The following is a 17,135-nucleotide window of genomic DNA, read 5'->3' on the forward strand; positions in this document are numbered from 1 at the left end:
GGGTCTCCCTCAGTGTTGGTCTGGTGCGCCTCAGGGCGTGGATGACGTCGGCAGGACCGACGCGATGCGGTGGACGGCGATCGTCAGCTCGGCCTCTCGGTCCGGGTCGAGCGCGCGCAGCCTGCCACCGTCGAGGTTCAGGGGTTTGAGCTCGCGGCGCTCCAGCCGGCCGGTGTGCCCGGCCACCTCGACGATCACGGTGGAGCCGTCGCGGAGCGCGTCGCGCAGCAGTGCCAACCCGTCAGCGGGGTGCTGTGTTCCCGGGTCGTCGTCCTCGGGCCCGTGATCCTGCGGTGCGGCCGGCGTCCCGGCGCCCGCGGCGGCGGCCCGGGACCCGTTCGTCGGCGACGGCAGGGCCGCGCCGGACGTCACCTCCTCCGCCGTCCCCGTGCCGGCGGGCCGGCCGGGGACCATGCGGTAGCCGCGCAGCGGGATGCCGCTCGCGGGGGCGACGGAGTGCGCCACCTCGGCCGCGTCCGCCCGCGCCCGCGCACCGGCCCGGGCCGCCTCCTCGACGGCGCGCAGCTCGGCGACCAGCGACTCGGGGTCGGGCGTGCGGGTGGCGACGTCGGACCCGGAGCCCATCCGGATCGCGGCCGCCGAGCGCGGCGCGGGCATCGCCCGGCCCGTGACGCCGCGACGTGCCACGAGCACCCGGCCGTCCGGCCCTTCCAGGGCCGAGACCAGCCCGCGGCTGCGGAGCGCCTCGTGCAGGGCCGCCGCGGGGACCGACGCCGCGAGGACCGTCGGCGCGAGCCGGACCAGGCCGAGGCCGACGAGCGACGGGTCGTGCTCCAGCCCGGCGAGGACGGTCGCGTCTGCGGCCCGCAGGTACGCCGACGCCGAGCCGACGCGGACCGCGCCGTGCCGCCGGGCGGTGTCCCGGACCAGGTACTCCAGCGGCTGGGGGACGGGCACGGGGGACCGGTGCGCCAGCTCGTCGAGCAGGCCGTCCGCCGTCTCGCCCTGGTCGAGCGCCCGCGTGACCGACGCCGGGCTGAACCGCACCGTCGTCGCCGCGCCGCGTGACTCCACGTCGGCCGCCCGCTCCAGGAGCCGCGCGAGCTCGCGCGACGGCCGCCCGGGGACGATCCCCGTGAGGTCGCCCTGCAGCAGGATCTCGTCCACCTCGTGCGGGAGCACCGCGCGCAGCGCCCCGGCGACGTCGGCCGGGCGGGACGGGTCGGCCGGGAGGAGCGCCCGGCCCGGCGCCGACAGCGCGCCCGCGCCCGTCACGCCCAGCCACTCCACCTCGGCCAGCAGCCCCTCGACCGCGCTCGCCGGCGGCACGGAGCGAGGCGTGTGCCAGGTCAGCACCTCGACGACCGCGGCCGCCGTGGGCGCCAGCACGGTCTCGCCGTCCCGGGCCGCCGCGAGCACCCCGAGCACGCTGTCCCGCAGCCGTGGCACCCACGGCCGGTGCAGGTCCGGCGACAGCGGAGCCCGCAGCGCCCCCTTGTCGTCGCGCGAGCCCACCAGCCACGGCGCGCGCCGGGAGGCCAGCCAGGCCTCCACCAGGCGGGCCCAGCGGGCGGCGTCGTCCAGGTCGTCCCAGTCCGACACCGTCGGCACGTACGACGGCGGCGCGTCGCCGTCGTCCCGGACCAGGCCGGCCAGCGCGGCGACCTCGACCACGAACGCCGCGGCGGGCTCGTCGGTCTCGAGCTGCGTGGCGAGCCGGCGCAGGTCACGGACGCCCAGCCCGCCTGCGCGCAGGACGGACGGCGGGTTCTCGTCCCAGGAGCCGCGCAGCACGCGCACGCGCCGGACCAGCTCGAGCGCGGCGCTCGCGGCCTCGGCGTCGGCGGTGGCCCTCGGCACGGGGCGACCCTGCGGCTCGGGCGCCCGGGTGAGGGGCGCGCGGTGGGTGTGCCCGTCGCGCAGGGCCAGCCCGACCAGCCGCGGCAGGACCACGTGCCGGGCGTCGGAGCGGACCAGGAGATGTGCGGTGACCAGCCAGTTCACCGCGTCGCGGGGGCGGGTCCCCGCGGCCGGGACGACGCCGACCGGCGGCCCCCACGCGAGGGCGTCCAGGATCGCGCGCGCCCCGCCGGGCGCCTCGGCGAGCAGGGCGTCGAGCGCGGCGCCCGTCCCGGGCGGCCCGGGCGCGGGGCCGAGGGCCTGCGCGACCGCCTCGGCCAGCCCGTCCGGGACCGGGTCGATGTGTGGACCGAGGCCCGCGGGGTTGGGCCCCAGCAGCTCGTCGAGCCCCGGCGAGGTGCGCAGGTCCGGCGCCGACGCCGGTCCGGCGGTCTGGCCGGCGTCCCAGAGGAGGGCGTGCTCGACGGCCAGGTGGACGGCCGCCTCCACCGCCGCCCGGTCGTCCGCCGCGCCGCCGAGCGCCCGGGTGACGACCTCGGGGCCGAGGGTACCGGGACCAAGGGTGCCCGAACCGGGGGTACCCGGTCCGGGCGGGGCGCGGAAGACGGGCTCCAGGGCGAGCACCGCCTCCAGTACCTGCAGGGTCAGGGCGTCGGAGCGGGCGAGCGCGCGTTCGAGCGACGTGCGGCTCGACGCACGGGCGGCCAGCGACCGGAGCGTCGAGGGGGAGGGGGAGGCGAGGTCAGGACGGGCGCGCAGGAGCGCGGCGAGCGCGGTGTCCGAGCGCTGCCGGAGATCGTCGGCGAAGTGCCGCGTGGCCGAGGCCGGCGCTGCGGGGAGCGAGGAGGCCATCCTGACGATGCTACGCGGGTTTCCTGGCTCTCCGTCCGGCCGGGTCCGTGCCCGGCCCCGGTCAGACCTGCGCGGTGCGGCGGCAGACCTCCGCCCACGGGGTGGGGGTGATGCCGAAGCGGTCGCGGGCCGCGGCGTCGTCCAGCACGTACGGCCGTTCCCACTGGTAGATGATCTCCCGCATCTCGCGCATGAAGGGGACGGCGAGGGCGGCGGCGGCGAGCCCGGCGCCGCGCAGGGAGGAGATCTTCACCGGCGGCTTTCCGACGCTCGCGAGCACGTCGGTCAGGGCCTGCGCCTGCGTCACCGGGGCGTTGCTCGGCACGTGCCAGACGCGGCCGTGGGCCCCCGGGTCCTCCGCGGCGGCGACCAGCGTGCGGGCGGCGTCCGCGACGTCGGTGAAGGTGTGCGGCAGGTCGGTGCGGCCCATCATCAGGGCGCGCCTGCCCTCCAGCGCGCTGGGCACCAGGCGCGAGATGTGCCCGTTCCCGCCCACGCCGCGGCCCATGTAGTCGGAGCCGCGGATCTCGACGGCCCGGATACGGCCGGCCTCGTGCGCCGCCCTCGCGTCCGCCCACATCTTGGCGCGCAGCCGGCCCTTGTGGTCGGTCGCCGCGTCGGGCAGGTCCTCCGAGATCAGGCCGTCGACGGGGCCGTAGGGGTAGAGCGTGCCGGTGATGCCGTAGACGGCGCCGGAGCGCTCCGCGGCGGTCAGCAGGGACGTGGCGAGCGGGGGCCAGACGCGCTCCCACTGGGTGTAGTCGGCCGGGTTGGCGCAGTTGTAGAGGTAGTCGGCCCCCTCGGCGGTGCGGGACAGGGCGTCGGCGTCGGAGGCGTCGAGGGCGAGGTGCTCCACGCCGTCGATCCCGGTGGTGCGGCCCGAGCGGCTCACGACCGTGACGCGGGACCCGCGCTCGGCGAGCAGGGCGGCGACGTGCCGGCCGATCGGACCGGCGCCGACGATGAGGTGGGTGTCAGACATGACCAATGCTCCATTCCGAGAGCGGTGCTCTCTGTCGTGGCGCAAGCGTGGCATGGGCGGGCACGCTTTGGCAAGAGCGGTGCTCTCGGTTGTGTGCAGTGATCTGTCATGCGAACCTGAACGGCATGAGTCCGGCCCGCACCGCCCGCGCCCTTGCCCGCGAGACGATCACCCGCGAGATCCTCGACTCCGCCCGCGCGCGGCTGTCCACCGACGGCGCGGCGGCGCTCTCGCTGCGCGCCGTCGCGCGGGACGTCGAGATGGTGTCGTCGGCCGTGTACCGCTACTTCCCGAGCCGGGACGCCCTGCTCACGGCGCTGCTCGTCGAGTCCTACGACGAGCTCGGCGAGGCCGCGGAGGCCGCCGACGCCGCCGTCGCAGACCGCGCCGACACCGGCGCCCGCTGGCTGGCCACCTTCCGCGCCGTGCGGGCCTGGTGCGTGGCGCACCCGGGAGAGTTCGGCCTGCTGTACGGCACACCCGTACCGGGCTACGCCGCGCCCCGGGACACCGTCGTGCCCGCCGTCCGCGTGGTCCGCGTGCTCGCCCGCATCGTCGGGGACGCCTACGCCGCGGGCGCGCGCCCCGCGGCCGTGCCGGCCCCGGTGGCCGCCGCCACGGCGGACGCGCCGGTGACCGTCGCGCCCGGCCTCGCGTTCATCGCGGACCAGGGCCTCTGGGCGGGCACCGACCTGACGGGCGACGACGTGGCGGAGGCCGTCCGCCGCACGATCATCGCCTGGACCACGCTGTTCGGCCTGATCTCGTTCGAGCTGTTCGGGCACCAGGTCGGCTCGGTCGCCGACCCCGTGACCTGGCTCGACGAGGTGGCGCTCCGGCTCGGCGCCGACCTGGGCATCGGCGTCCGAACCCAGCATCCGGGCGGCCCGCACCCGGCACCGGCGCGCCACGCGGGCGAAGAACGGTCAATGCATGCGACGCGGTAGGCATCCGCCCGGTAACCTTGTGCAACGGGTCCGGAGAGAGCGCGTCAGTCGCAGCACCTCGGACCGCCCTGAGCAGTTTCGCGAGCAGTACCGACAAGCACAGAAGAAGGTTGCAGTGCCCACCGGCAAGGTCAAGTGGTTCGACACCGACAAAGGCTTCGGGTTCATCGCCAACGAGGACGGAGGCGAGGTCTTTCTGCACGCCTCCGCCCTGCCCGAGGGCGTGGTGCCCAAGCCCGGCGCGCGCGTGGACTTCGGGGTGGCCGACGGCCGCCGCGGTCCCCAGGCGCTCGCGGTCAAGGTGCTCGACGCCGCGCCGTCGGTCGCCAAGGCGAGGCGGAAGCCCGCCGACGACATGGCCGTCATCGTCGGCGACCTGACGCAGATGCTCGACCGGGTGGCAAATGACCTGCGCAAGGGGCGTTATCCGAAGAACCCGGAGACGCTAGCCAAGATGCTGCGCAAGGTCGCAGACGACTTCGACGCCTGAAACCCCACGAGGTCCCGAGGAACATGGTGACGATCACCGCGCCCGCCACACGAACGCCCACCCGGCGGGTCGCCGCACGCTCCAGCCGCGACGCCGTGCTGAACGGCGCCGCGGAGCTCGCGCGCGCCGCCGCACAGGAGGTCGCTGAGCGGCCCGACGACGTCGGGGAGCACCTCGGCACCTTCTTCGAGGACGAGCGGGTGGTCTCGCACCGCTTCGCCGCGACCATGCGGGGGTACCGCGGCTGGCACTGGACGGTCACCGTGACGCGCGTGCCGCGCGGCCGGGCCGCCACGATCAGCGAGGTCGAGCTGCTGCCCGGCGACGAGGCGATCCTCGCCCCGGCCTGGCTCCCGTGGTCCGAGCGGCTGCGCCCGGGCGACGTCGGCCCGGGCGACGTGCTGCCGTTCCGCGCCGACGACCCGCGGCTCGAGCCCGGCTACACCGCCACCGGTGACCCCGAGGTCGACGAGGTCGCGATCGACGAGCTCGCGCTCGCCCGCGCCCGCGTGCTGTCCCCGCAGGGCCGCGACGAGGCGGCGGAGCGTTGGTATCGCGGCTCGCGCGGGCCGACGTCCGCGGGGTCCGTCGCGGCCGCCGCCGAGTGCACGGCCTGCGCGTTCCTCATCCCGCTCTCCGGTCCGATGGGCCAGCTCTTCGGGGTGTGCGCCAACGAGTGGTCGCCCGACGACGGCAAGGTGGTCTCCCTCGACCACGGCTGTGGTGCCCACTCGGAGACCGACGTCGAGGCGCACCCGACCGACTGGCCGGCGCCCGCCCCGCTGATCGACGAGAACGAGGTCGAGCCGGTTGCGGCGGCCGGCGACACGCCGGCGGGCGACGGGGGCGAACCCTCCGCGTGACCCACGACCCCTTCGGCACCGGAGCGCTGCGGCGCGTGGTGGCCGAGGCGTGGCTGGCGTCGCCGACGCGCTTTCGCGAGGACGCGAACTCCGAGGAGGACCACGCGCGCGGCTACTACCGCGACCGGGTGGTCGTGGAGCTCGCGCAGAACGCGGCCGACGCCGCCGCGCGCGCCGGGGTGCCCGGCAGGCTGATGCTGACCCTGGAACCGCGCGGCTACGCGGGTGACGACGCGGACGGCACCGGGGCGGGCTGGTGGCTCGTCGCCGCCAACACGGGCGCGGCGCTCGACGCCGACGGCGTCGCCTCGCTGGCCTCCCTCCGGGCCTCGGCCAAGTCGGGCGGCCCGGCCGGGCCCGAGGCCGTCGTGGGGCGGTTCGGGGTCGGGTTCGCCGCCGTCCGGTCGGTGTCGGACGAGATCCTGGTGCGCTCGCGTGCGGGCGGCGTGCGCTTCTCGCTCGCGGCCACCCGCGCGGAGCTCGGGCTGGGGCTGCCGTCTGGCGCGAGCGAGATCGGTTCCCTGCTCCGAGATCGGTCCGACGACGGGCCGGTCTCGGGGCAACCGACCGATCTCGGGCCCTCGGTCGGGGCAGAGGAGTGGCTCGCCGACGAGGCCCGGCGGCGCGGCAGCGCGCTGCCCGTGCTGCGGCTGCCGTTCGCCGCGCCCGGGACCACGGCGGAGGAGCCGGACACCGTGGTCGAGGTGCGGCTGCGGGACGACGCCGCGGTGGCCGCCGTCCGCGCCCAGCTCGCCGCCGTCGACGACGGTCTGCTGCTCGCGCTGCCCGCCCTCGACGAGCTGGTGATCGAGGACGACTACGCAGGTCAGCCGGGTTCTGAACCCGGGGACACGGTGCCCCGGGCGACGCCGCGCGTGCTGCGCGACGTCGGGACGCGCTGGCGCGTGCACCGGTCGTCCGGCGTGCTGGAGCCGGACGACTCGCTGCCGTCCGAGGCGCGCCGCACGGACTGGTCGGTGCTCTGGGCGGTACCCGTCGCGGGGACCCTGCCCGACCCCGGGAGCCGCACCGCGGCCGGGAGCCGGGCGGCGGTCGGGAGTCGCGCCGCGGCCGGGCCGACGCTGCACGCCCCGACCCCCACCGACGTCCGGCTCACGTTCCCCGCGCTCCTGATCGCCTCGTTCCCGGTCGACCCGGGACGGCGCGGCGTGCTCCCCGGGCCGACGTCGGACCGGGTCGCCGCCGAGGCGGGCCGCTCCTACGCCGCGTTCCTGGGCGAGCTCGCCGCACGGCCCGGGGGCGACGTGCTCGGCCTGGTCCCGACCGGGCTCCCGGCGGGCGACGTGGACGCCGCGATCCGCGCGGCCGCGGGCGCCGCCCTGGGTGCCACGCCGCTGCTGCGGCCGAGCGACCCGGCGTCGCCGGTCGCACCCCGGGACGCCGCCTTCGTCGCGGGGCCGCTCGGCGAGGACGCCACGCTCGCCCGTGCGCTCGCCCGGACCGGCGACAGGACCCTGGTCACGGTCCCCGTGCGCCACCAGGCGCTCGTGCGCTCCCTCGGCGCGGATCCCGCCGACCTCGTCGACCTGGTCGAGGCCCTGCCGCCGGATCCCGGCGTCGTGCGCGCGGCACTCGACGCCCTCGCGCCGCACGTCGGCGAGCCGGCGGTCCTGGAGGCGGTGTCCGGCGCCCCGCTGCCGCTCGCGGACGGCCGGGTGACCCGCGGCGCGCGGGGGACCGTGCTGCTCGACACCCCGCGGCTCGCCGGGATCGCCCGGGCGCTGGGCGTCCGGGTGGTCCACCCGGACGTCGCCCACCCGGTGCTGGAGCGGGCCGGCGCCGTACCCACCACGCCGCGCGGGCTGCTCGCGGACGTCGAGGTCCGGTCGGCGGCGCTGGCCGCCGCGGAGGAGGTGCTGGACGACGGCGACGCCGAGCACCTCGGCGCCGTCCTGTCGGCCGGGCCTCAGGCCGGGCCACAGGCCGGGCCCCAGGCCGGACCCCAGGCCGGGCCGCCGTCCCCGGACCCGGACGCCGGTGCGCCCGAGGGGCCGTGGGCGCCCGAGGACCCGACCCCCGCGGAGACGGTGTCCGCCGTGCTCGAGCTGGTGCGGCTCGCCGTCGCCGAGACCGCGGAGGACCTCCCGTTCTGGCTGGGCGAGCTGCCCGTGGTGGCGGACGGCGCCGTCGTCCCGCTGCGCGAGACGGCGCTGCCGGGCACCTGGGCGGCCCGGAACCTGGACCTCGCCCCGGTGCGGGCCGACGTCGTCGAGCGCTGGGGCGAGGCAGCCCTCGGAGCCGCCGGGGCGCACGCCGACCTGGGCGTCTACCGCGTGGTCGACGTCGCGACGCCCGACGGGGACGACGACGCCGACTACGGCCCGGACGACCCGGCCGGCTGGCTCGCCGACTGGGACGAGTACCTCGACCTGCTCGCCGAGGAGCTCGGTGCGGGCGCGTGGGTCGGCGACGTGGCGGCCGTCCCGGACCTCGACGCGCTGGGGGAGGCCGAGGGTACCGAGCCGGGTGCCGGGCCCGGCTCGCTCGCCGCGGGGCTCGCCCGGATCGCCGCCGACCCGGAGCTGCGGCGCGCGCTGCTGACGCCCGTCCGGTCGCCCGACGCCCCGGACCGCGAGGCGCCGTCGTACACGGCGTGGTTCCTGCGCCGCCGGCTTGGCGCGCCGTTCGCGCTCGGGGACACCCCGCTCCTGCCGCCCGCACCACCGGAGACGGCCGGCCTGGACGCCGACCTCCTGACCGCGCTCGGCGGTCTGCACAACCTTGCTGACCTGCCCGGACACGACTGGCCCGCGGTCCTGGAGCAGCTGCCCGACGCATCGGCCGGGTCGGCCGGGCGGCTGCCCGCCGACGTCGCGCGCGCCGTCTGGACGGGGTTGGCCGCGCTCGCCCGGGCCGACGGCCCCGGGATCGCGCCGCCCCGGCTGCCCGCGTTCGGCCCGGCCGGGATCACGGTGGAGAGCACGGACGACCTCGCCGTCGCCGCGTCGCCCCGGTGGGCCCAGCTCGGCCCGGTGGTCCCCGCGCCCGCCGACGTCGCCGAGGCTCTCGCCGACCTGCTCGACCTCCCGCTGGAGGCCGGCGCCGACGTGGGACCGGACGCGCCCGGGGAGCCGGTCGCGCTCGACCCGCGGGTCCGGGCGGTCGTGCCGGCCGCGCCGGAGACCTGGCGCCGCCACACGACGTTGACGGTGGAGGGCCGGCCGGTCACGTGGTGGGTGTCCGCCGGCGCACCGGGCGAGGGGTCCGCAGCCGTCGCGCACGCAGTCTCGGTCGAGGGCCTCGCTCGGGCGCTGGCCGAGATCGGCGGGGCGGACCCGCTGCTGCTGGAGGCGGTCCTGCGGGACCCGGCCCGCGCGGCGGTGCTGGCCGCGGAGCGGGCCTGGGGCTGAGGTTCAGCCCGGCGGCTGAGGTTCAGCCCGGCGGGGCTGGGCGTCAGCCCGGCGTCACCGGTGGCGGCGCGCCCAGAGCAGGCCGAGCCCGCCGAGCACCACGCCCGTGCCGCAGATCGCGACGTTCTCGACGCCGCCGCGCCCGGCGAGGAGCAGGATCAGCGCGACGACCAGCCCGATCGCGAACAGCCCGATACCCGCGCCGAGGACTCGGAAGAGATCGGCGTGCGGGGCCGGCGGGCTGGGCCGACGCTCCTCGGGATGGGCCAGCAGGGTGCGGATCGTTGGCACCTTGCCAGTGTACGGACCGGGCCTCGCCGAGCCCGCTGAGGCGGGCAGCGCCCGGGGTGAGTTCGGTCGCACCTCAGCCGGCGTACGGCGCACGCCGCAGCATGCCCGCCATGCTCGCCCGGACCGACGGCGGGACCACCGCGGGCGGCACGATGCGTGCGATCCGCCGCGCGGGCGACGTCGTGACCTTCCGGTGCACGTAGGGGTACAGCGCGCGGAGCCGGTCGAACTCCGCCCGGGTCACGGCGTCGTCATGGTCGGGAAGGGTGTCGAGGGCGGCCCAGGTGTCGTTCGCCAGGGCACGCAGCGGGGCGGGGACCGGCATGTCGTCCCACCGCACCTCGACCCGGTGCAGCGTGTGGTCGACGAAGGCGTCGACCCGCTCGACGGCGCTCGTGTCGTGCGGGTCGACCATCGGCAGGTCGAGCGCGGTGGCGGCGTCGAACACCGGGCCGTCCCAGTCGTGGATCAGGTCCCAGTAGCGCACGAAGGCCCGCGGGGTCGCCCGGGTCGCGAGCTCGGTGCCGAGCATGACGTTGACCCACCCGGCCAGCCTGTCCACCAGCCAGTCCCGGTGGTCGGTGACCATGCTGCCCACCATCTCCCCGGGCGGGCGCAGCACGGTGAGGCACGACGCCGTGGCGCCCGCGGCGGCCGCCGCCCGCTGCCAGTGCTCGAGGAACCACAGCAGCCGCGGGTCCTTGATCACGAGGTCGCCGTGCTCCGCGGTCCGGGTGGCGAGCCAGGCCGCGATCCCGCCGGACGCGTCCGCCTCGGCGCTCGCCCGGTCCACCAGGTGCCAGGCGAGGGGGCGCGGGTCCGTGGCCTGTACGTCGGCCGACCGGAGCAGGGCCTCGTGGAGGTCCACCACCCACCGCGACTCCGACGGGCGCCGGGGGTTGGCGGCGTCCGGCTCGACCTCGGGGCGCGGGACGGTGAGCCCGAACTGGCGCAGCGCCCCGGCGAGCGTGCTCGTGCCGCTGCGTTCGGGACCGGTGACGAAGACGACGCGGGGGCCGCCGGTCATCGGGCGTCCACCGTCGGGCCCACCTGCGCCGGGGCCCACGGGGCCGCCCGGTCCAGCACGTCCAGGTCGTAGCCGTGGGCGCGGATGCGCTCGCCGAGGTGCTCGCTCACCACGCTGCGGTAGCGGGGGAGTAGCGCGACGTCGGTGACGTCGCGCACGAGGTCACCCCGGGGTGTGCCACGACGTGACCCGATGTGCGCGAGGTGGTTGCGCACCCGGCCCGCCAGGTGGCCGCGGCCGCCGGTCTCCCACAGCTCGGCGTAGCGGTTGCCGCCGTCCGCGTCGACGGCGCGGACGCCGGCGTCCGGGAGCTCCAGGTCCAGGAACCGCGCGACCCGGTCGAGCTCCCGCGCGGGCTCGCGCATCAGGTGCTCGTACCGCAGCACCAGCAGGTTCTCGATGTGGAGCGCGTCCTGCGCGAAGACGTCGTGCGCGTGCACCCAGTGCTCGACGAGCCGCGGGAACCCGTACGTGAACCGGCCCCGGGTCCGGGTGGCCCACTTGCGCACCGCCAGCGCCTGCACCACGGGGTGCCGGGTGACGACGACGAACCGCGCCCGCGGGAAGACCTCCTGCAGGTAGCGCATCTTCGTCAGGTTGGGCGTGGACCGCTCGACGAGCACCGTGCGGTCCAGGGCCCAGTAGGGCGACCAGCTCTGCCAGAGGCGCGCCGCCGCGTCCGGGGTCCGTTGCGCGTCTTCTTCGGTCAGGTGCGCCTGCGGATGAAACGACCATTGGGATGTATTACCCAGACCGCCGACATAGGCGTCCTGAATGTGTTGTCCCTCGTCCATGGGGGCGCCCGTTCCGGTGAGTCCGGAGGCGTCGTGGCTGGAACCGATGATGCGGGCCACAAGGGCGGTACCGCTGCGATGTAGCCCGCCCACGAAGGCGAGGCGATGGTCGTTCCAGGGCGCGCCAGTCGTACTCGTTCCGGACATGTGGGGAAACCTCGGCTGCTCGACTGACAAGTGGTCGCTGTGCCCCGCAAAAATATGCGATGAATGTACCGCGTGCGACCCGAATCGACCGATCGCCAGGATATGCGCCGGAGAATTCATCCGGGCGGGTTTGGCGCATTGTGTGAGCGGTGATGGCCGGTGCCCGGCCTTTGTTCGCACTGATAAGACTTTTCAGGCATTCCATACCATCGTGATTGCCGGTATTGTCCCGGCTTGTGTCCCCAGCACCCCGTCCGACGTCGTCCGTGGCTCAGCCCGGGCGCGCTCCGCGTGGGGTCCTGGCGCCCCGGTTCCCCGGGCCCCGGTCTCTGGCGCGCGGCGCGCTGGCCGTCGCGGTCGGCGTCTGCCTGACGGCGTGCGCCGGCCTGCTCGCTCCCGGCGCCGAGCCGATGCCCGCGCCGGGGATCGCGCCCGGCGTGGTCGGCGTGGCGGTGCCGGTCGAGCGGGCGCAGTCCCCGCACCCGACCTCGGTGGGGGCCATCTACGGCGAGCACGCCCAGGAGTCCGCGGCCGTGGACGTGCAGCCGGCGCCCAGCGACTCGGCGTCGCGCGGTGAGGACCGTGAGCCGCTCCCGGGAGCGGGCGACGGGACCGGTGCCGGATCCGGGGGTGGCGCCGGCTCCGGCGGCACGGGCTCCGGCGAGGGTGCGGGTGGAACGGGCGGCGCGGCGCCCGACCTGACCGACTCGGTGCAGTACGCCCAGGCGCTGGAGGACGCGGTCAACGGCCACCGGACGGCGAACGGGCTGGCTGCCCTGGCCCACGACGACTGCGCGTACGACGTCGCGCTGGAGCGGGCCCAGGCGCTGGTCGGCCAGGAGCTGGCGCACGCGCCGCTCGGCCCGATCTTCGACGTCTGCCCGACCACGGCCGTCGCGGAGAACCTCGCCAAGGGCGGTTGGACGCCTGCGGAGGCGGCGCAGGGCTGGATGGACTCGGAGGGCCACCGCGCCAACATCCTGAACGGCGACCTGACCCGCGGCGCCGTCGCCTGCGTGCCCGACGGCGGCGACCCCGCGGCACCCGTCATGATCTGCGCGCACGTGTTCCTGGCCTGACGCCGCGGAACCTCCGGGTCCCCCGGGAGCGCCGCGGTTGTGGCCGGCCCGCGCGTCGTGTCGAATCGTCGTCGTGCCCCGCAACCCGATCCGCCTCGCCGTCACGCTCGTGACCGCCGGGGCGCTGCTCACGGCCTGCTCGGACCTCACCGGGCGGGACGCCGGCCCGGAGCTGACGGCGACGCCGCAGGCGACCTGGACCGCGCCCGGCGACGTGGACCTCACCGACCCGGGGCAGTACGCCGCCGCCCTGGAGGACGGCGTGAACGCGGCCCGTGCGCAGGTGGGCGTGGCCGAGCTGGACCACGACGACTGCCTCCAGCCGGTGGCGGTGGAGCGGGCCGCGGCGCTGATCGGCGCACCGGAGCTCACCCACGCCCCGCTGCCGCCCGTGCGGCAGAGCTGCCCTGGCGGGCTCGTGGCCGAGAACCTCAGCCGGACCGCCAACCCGCCGCAGACCGTGGTGCAGGCGTGGCTGGACTCGCCGTCGCACCAGGAGAACCTCGTCAACGAGGAGCTGCGGCGCGGCGCGATCGGGTGCGTGGTCGACGGCGGCACGGCCACGGCACCGGTGCTGGTCTGCTCGCACCTGTTCCTCGACTGACGGAGCGCCGAACACTCTCCCCAGACCCTCCCCGATACCGGGGCAACCTGGCCAGATGCGCCCGTTATGGTGTGACGCGCGCATGAGTGCGCGTGTCAGACGTACAGGTCCCCCGGGTGACCTGTACGTCTGACACGTGACGGAGCAGAGCACCCGCCCGGAACGACCGCAGGAGAAAAATGGCCCAGGCGACGACCGCCGTCGACCGACCTTCCGGACCACCCTCCGAGCCCCGCGGCGGGGCCGGCCGGGCCCCGGCGGCACCGGGCACGGGGCACGCGTTCCGCACCGACATCAACGGGCTGCGCGCGGTCGCGGTGCTCGCCGTCGTCGTCTACCACGCGGGGATCGCGATCCCCGGCGGGTTCACCGGCGTCGACGTCTTCTACGTGATCTCCGGCTACCTCATCAGCTCGCTGCTGCTGCGCGAGGTGGACCGCAGCGGGTCCGTCGACCTCGTCGAGTTCTGGACCCGCCGCATGCGCCGGCTCGTCCCTGCCCTCGCGCTGGTCGTCACGGTCACGCTCGCCGCGTGCCTCCTGATCCTGTCGCCCCTGGTCTGGGGGCGCCTCGCGTGGCACGGCGCGTCGGCCATGCTGTTCGTCTCCAACCTGCTCTTCCCGTACCAGGGGCAGGACTACTTCTCCGACTCCGTCACGCCGAGCCCGTACCTGCACACCTGGTCGCTCGGCATCGAGGAGCAGTTCTACATCTTCTGGCCGCTGCTGATCCTGCTGGCCGTCGCCGTGGCCCGGCGTACCCGGATCCCGGCCCGCCGCATGCTGCAGCTCCTGTTCGCGGGGACGTTCGTGGTCTCGCTGGCCACGTCGGTGTGGCTCACGGCGGCCGTCCCCGAGTGGGCCTTCTACGTGCTGCCGACGCGTGCCTGGGAGTTCGCGGGCGCCGCCCTCGTCGCGACCCTGCCGTGGGGCCGGCTCGCCGAGCTCTCCCGCCTGCGCCCGGCCCTGCTGCGGGCGCTGCTCGGCACCGCCGGGTTCGCGCTGCTCGCGCTCTCGTTCGCGGTCGTGCGCGAGACCGACCCGTTCCCCGGCACGGTCGCCCTGCTGCCGGTCGGCGGCGCGCTGCTCGTGCTCGCGGCGGGCAGCGTCTCCGCGCCCGGCACGTGGGTGGACCGCGTGCTCGACCTGCCGGTGCTCCAGCGGCTCGGCGACGTCTCCTACTCCTGGTACCTCTGGCACTGGCCGTTCGTGGTGCTCACCACGGCGGCCGTGCAGGACGACGCGATCTGGATCAAGGTGCTCGCCTCGGTCGCGGCCCTCGGCGCCGCGTTCGCGACCTACCGCTGGGTCGAGAACCCGATCCGGTTCAGCAGCGCGATGCGGTCCTGGCGCCGCACCGCCGCGGTCACGCTGGTGATCGGGCTCGCGGTGGGCGGCCTCACGGTCGGCACAAGGGTCGCGACCAGCGCCGTGCTGGAGCGCGAGCCGTACGCCACCGCCGTCGCCACCCGTGCCGAACCGGCGTCGTACGGGTGCACCGACACCACCGAGACGACGTCGGGCACCGAGGTCTGCCTGCTCGGTGACGTCGACGCCACCACCACCGTGCTGCTGCTCGGCGACTCCCACACCATGCACTGGATCCCCGCCTTCGACGCCGCCGCGGCGGACGCCGGCCTGCGGCTCGCCGTCCGCTGGCGGCACGGCTGCCCCGCCGCCGAGGTCAAGGTCGAGCAGCCCACCGATCGTGGCCCGTGCGCCGGCTTCCAGGCCGAGTCCCTGCGCGTCGTCGACGACCTGCGGCCCGACGTCGTCGTCGTCAGCCAGGCGCAGATCTACGGCGACCGCATGCAGCACGAGGACGGCACCCTGATGACCGAGGACGAGGTGCGCAGCACCTGGGAACGGGCGAACGACGAGCTGTTCGCGCACCTCACCGAGGTGTCCCCGTCCGTGGTGGCGGTCAAGGACAACCCGCAGCTCGACGTCGACCCGCTCGAGTGCCTCACCCGGCCCTGGTCCGCGCTGGGCGACTGCGGTATGCCGCGCGCGGACGCCGAACGCTCCAACGGCGACCTGCCCGGCATCAGCGCCGAGGTCTGGGACAGGTACGACGTCCAGGTGTGGGACGGCGTCTGGTCGGAGACGTGCGACACGCAGACCTGCCGTGTGGGTGATGTCAGTCACCCCGTCTACCGTGACTTCCACCACCTCAGTGCCGAATACGTGCTGACCAAGGTGCGCTCCGTGGAAGAGATGCTCCAGACTGCGGTGCGCGGCAGCTAGCCGGCCAACACCAGGTAACGAAGGGGACATCGAACCCATGGCTCACGACCAGGCCCAGGCGCGGAGCGCCGTCGACCGGTTCTTCAAGATCAGCGAACGCGGGTCGACGGTGTGGACGGAGGTCCGCGGCGGTCTCGTCACCTTCTTCACGATGAGCTACATCGTGGTGCTCAACCCCCTCATCCTCGGGAGCGTGCCCGACGGCACCGGGCAGTTCCTCGGCGGCGGCACCACGGGCGGCGACCAGGCGGCGATCGCCGCCGCGACCGCCCTCGTCGCCGGCGTCATGTCGATCCTCATGGGCGTGGTCGCCAACTTCCCGCTGGCGCTCGCGGCGGGGCTCGGGCTGAACGCCGTCGTCGCGTTCTCCGTCGCGGCCCTGCCGGGCATGACCTGGGCCGACGCCATGGGCATCGTCGTGCTGGAAGGCATCGTCATCCTGATCCTGGTGGTCACCGGGTTCCGCGAGGCCGTGTTCAAGGCCGTGCCCCGCGAGCTCAAGATCGCGATCAGCGTGGGCATCGGTCTGTTCATCACCTTCATCGGCGTGTACGACGCCGGCTTCGTGCGCATCCCCGCCTCCCTGTCGACGCCCACGGAGCTGGGCATGGGTGGCTCGCTCGGCGCCTGGCCGCTGTTCGTCTTCGCGTTCGGTGTGCTCCTGGCCGCCGTGCTGATGGTGCGCAAGGTACGCGGTGGCATCCTCATCGCGATCGTCGCCTCCACGGTGCTCGCCGTCGTCATCGAGGCCGTCGGGCAGATCGGCAAGCGCACCGACGACAACCCGAGTGGCTGGTCGCTCAACGTGCCCGCGCTCCCCGACTCGGTGGTCGCGCTGCCGGACTTCTCGCTGATCGGCCAGTTCTCGCTCTTCGGGTCGATCGAGAAGATCGGCCTGCTCGCCGTGGTCCTGCTGGTGTTCACGCTCCTCATCGCCGACTTCTTCGACACCATGGGCACGATGGTCGCCATCGGCGGCGAGGCGGGGCTGCTCGACGAGAAGGGCAACCCGCCCCGAACCAAGCAGATCCTGATCGTCGACTCGATCGCCGCCTCCGCGGGCGGCATGGGCTCGGTGTCGTCCAACACGGCGTACGTCGAGTCGGCGTCCGGCGTCGGCGACGGCGCCCGGACCGGCCTCGCCGCCATCACGACCGGCGTGGCGTTCCTGCTGACCACGTTCCTGTCGCCGCTCGTCGAGGTGGTGCCGCACGAGGCGGCCACGCCCGCGCTCGTGATCGTCGGCTTCCTCATGGTGGTCCAGGTGACCGGCATCGACTGGAAGAACCTCGAGGTCGCCATCCCCGCGTTCCTCACCATGGTGCTCATGCCGTTCGCCTACTCGATCACGGTGGGCATCGGGGCGGGCGTGATCTCGTTCGTGCTGCTGAAGCTGGCCGTCGGCAAGGTGCGCCAGATCCACCCGCTGCTGTGGGTCGCGGCGGCGCTGTTCCTCGTCTACTTCCTGATGGGCCCGATCCGCACTGCGGTAGGCATCTGACACTGCGGTTGCGGGGCGCGCGGCTCTGTCGTCGCCCGGTGGTGCGCTTCTACCCAGTCATTGCGCCCGGAATCACGCTGATTCCGGGCCCAATGACTGGGGAGAAGCGCACTTTTCGTT

At 75.3% G+C, this 17,135-nt stretch carries 13 protein-coding genes; 8 read left to right on the forward strand and 5 right to left on the reverse strand.

Annotation, left to right across the window (positions count from 1 at the left end; translation table 11 throughout):
• Positions 1 to 30 precede the first annotated feature (30 nt).
• Positions 31 to 2,673, reverse strand: a complete 2,643-nt coding sequence (locus ACFV9Q_RS20335; protein ID WP_377235895.1) for a helicase-associated domain-containing protein — start codon at positions 2,671 to 2,673, stop codon at positions 31 to 33.
• A gap of 61 nt (positions 2,674 to 2,734) precedes the next feature.
• Positions 2,735 to 3,655, reverse strand: coding sequence for an NAD-dependent epimerase/dehydratase family protein (locus ACFV9Q_RS20340; protein ID WP_377235896.1), 921 nt, complete (start codon positions 3,653 to 3,655; stop codon positions 2,735 to 2,737).
• A 125-nt stretch (positions 3,656 to 3,780) separates the two neighbouring features.
• Between ACFV9Q_RS20340 and ACFV9Q_RS20345 the strand changes: the two genes are divergently transcribed.
• The 4 genes from ACFV9Q_RS20345 (at position 3,781) to ACFV9Q_RS20360 (ending at position 9,326) form a co-directional block, all read left to right on the forward strand.
• Positions 3,781 to 4,602 carry a TetR/AcrR family transcriptional regulator gene (locus ACFV9Q_RS20345; RefSeq protein ID WP_377235897.1) on the forward strand — a complete coding sequence of 274 codons (822 nt, stop codon included), beginning with the start codon at positions 3,781 to 3,783 and terminating at the stop codon, positions 4,600 to 4,602.
• A 115-nt stretch (positions 4,603 to 4,717) separates the two neighbouring features.
• Positions 4,718 to 5,092, forward strand: a complete 375-nt coding sequence (locus tag ACFV9Q_RS20350) for a cold-shock protein (protein ID WP_182619474.1) — start codon at positions 4,718 to 4,720, stop codon at positions 5,090 to 5,092.
• A 23-nt stretch (positions 5,093 to 5,115) separates the two neighbouring features.
• Positions 5,116 to 5,955 carry a DUF3027 domain-containing protein gene (locus tag ACFV9Q_RS20355; protein ID WP_377229814.1) on the forward strand — a complete coding sequence of 280 codons (840 nt, stop codon included), beginning with the start codon at positions 5,116 to 5,118 and terminating at the stop codon, positions 5,953 to 5,955.
• A complete protein-coding gene (locus ACFV9Q_RS20360) occupies positions 5,952 to 9,326 on the forward strand; it encodes a sacsin N-terminal ATP-binding-like domain-containing protein (protein ID WP_377235898.1) in 3,375 nt (1,124 codons plus the stop codon). The genes ACFV9Q_RS20355 and ACFV9Q_RS20360 overlap by 4 nt, the downstream gene beginning before the upstream one ends.
• Positions 9,327 to 9,380: 54 nt before the next feature.
• On the opposite strand, the gene ACFV9Q_RS20365 is transcribed toward ACFV9Q_RS20360, so the two are convergent.
• The 3 genes from ACFV9Q_RS20365 to ACFV9Q_RS20375 all read right to left on the reverse strand — a co-directional run bounded on the left by ACFV9Q_RS20365 (position 9,381) and on the right by ACFV9Q_RS20375 (position 11,585).
• The gene (locus tag ACFV9Q_RS20365) at positions 9,381 to 9,617 is read right to left on the reverse strand and encodes a DUF2530 domain-containing protein (RefSeq protein WP_377229816.1); all 237 of its coding nucleotides are present in this window, start codon (positions 9,615 to 9,617) and stop codon (positions 9,381 to 9,383) included.
• Positions 9,618 to 9,690: 73 nt separating this feature from the next.
• Positions 9,691 to 10,644 (reverse strand): hypothetical protein, encoded by a 954-nt coding sequence (locus ACFV9Q_RS20370; protein WP_377235899.1) that lies wholly within the window; start codon positions 10,642 to 10,644, stop codon positions 9,691 to 9,693.
• Positions 10,641 to 11,585 (reverse strand): sulfotransferase family protein, encoded by a 945-nt coding sequence (locus ACFV9Q_RS20375; protein ID WP_377235900.1) that lies wholly within the window; start codon positions 11,583 to 11,585, stop codon positions 10,641 to 10,643. The genes ACFV9Q_RS20370 and ACFV9Q_RS20375 overlap by 4 nt, the downstream gene beginning before the upstream one ends.
• A gap of 236 nt (positions 11,586 to 11,821) precedes the next feature.
• On the opposite strand from ACFV9Q_RS20375, the gene ACFV9Q_RS20380 reads away from it, so the two are divergent.
• The 4 genes from ACFV9Q_RS20380 (at position 11,822) to ACFV9Q_RS20395 (ending at position 17,015) form a co-directional block, all read left to right on the forward strand.
• Complete coding sequence (locus ACFV9Q_RS20380) at positions 11,822 to 12,664, forward strand: CAP domain-containing protein (protein WP_377235901.1); 843 nt, start codon at positions 11,822 to 11,824, stop codon at positions 12,662 to 12,664.
• A 73-nt stretch (positions 12,665 to 12,737) separates the two neighbouring features.
• Complete coding sequence (locus ACFV9Q_RS20385; protein WP_377230146.1) at positions 12,738 to 13,268, forward strand: CAP domain-containing protein; 531 nt, start codon at positions 12,738 to 12,740, stop codon at positions 13,266 to 13,268.
• Between the two features lie 179 nt (positions 13,269 to 13,447).
• Positions 13,448 to 15,514 (forward strand): acyltransferase family protein, encoded by a 2,067-nt coding sequence (locus ACFV9Q_RS20390; protein WP_377235902.1) that lies wholly within the window; start codon positions 13,448 to 13,450, stop codon positions 15,512 to 15,514.
• 37 nt (positions 15,515 to 15,551) lie between these two features.
• Positions 15,552 to 17,015, forward strand: coding sequence for an NCS2 family permease (locus ACFV9Q_RS20395; protein ID WP_377235903.1), 1,464 nt, complete (start codon positions 15,552 to 15,554; stop codon positions 17,013 to 17,015).
• Positions 17,016 to 17,135 lie beyond the last annotated feature (120 nt).

Origin of the sequence: Promicromonospora sp. NPDC059942, from assembly GCF_042731755.1 — a bacterium.
In the GTDB taxonomy this organism is placed as follows: domain Bacteria; phylum Actinomycetota; class Actinomycetes; order Actinomycetales; family Cellulomonadaceae; genus Promicromonospora.

Bases quoted from the DNA above. Each gene is read 5' to 3' on its own strand.
- ACFV9Q_RS20335 (WP_377235895.1), bottom strand. From the start codon at position 2,673: ATGGCCTCCTCGCTCCCCGCAGCGCCGGCCTCGGCCACGCGGCACTTC.
- ACFV9Q_RS20340 (WP_377235896.1), bottom strand. From the start codon at position 3,655: ATGTCTGACACCCACCTCATCGTCGGCGCCGGTCCGATCGGCCGGCAC.
- ACFV9Q_RS20345 (WP_377235897.1), top strand. From the start codon at position 3,781: ATGAGTCCGGCCCGCACCGCCCGCGCCCTTGCCCGCGAGACGATCACC.
- ACFV9Q_RS20355 (WP_377229814.1), top strand. From the start codon at position 5,116: ATGGTGACGATCACCGCGCCCGCCACACGAACGCCCACCCGGCGGGTC.
- ACFV9Q_RS20370 (WP_377235899.1), bottom strand. From the start codon at position 10,644: ATGACCGGCGGCCCCCGCGTCGTCTTCGTCACCGGTCCCGAACGCAGC.
- ACFV9Q_RS20375 (WP_377235900.1), bottom strand. From the start codon at position 11,585: ATGTCCGGAACGAGTACGACTGGCGCGCCCTGGAACGACCATCGCCTC.
- ACFV9Q_RS20390 (WP_377235902.1), top strand. From the start codon at position 13,448: ATGGCCCAGGCGACGACCGCCGTCGACCGACCTTCCGGACCACCCTCC.
- ACFV9Q_RS20395 (WP_377235903.1), top strand. From the start codon at position 15,552: ATGGCTCACGACCAGGCCCAGGCGCGGAGCGCCGTCGACCGGTTCTTC.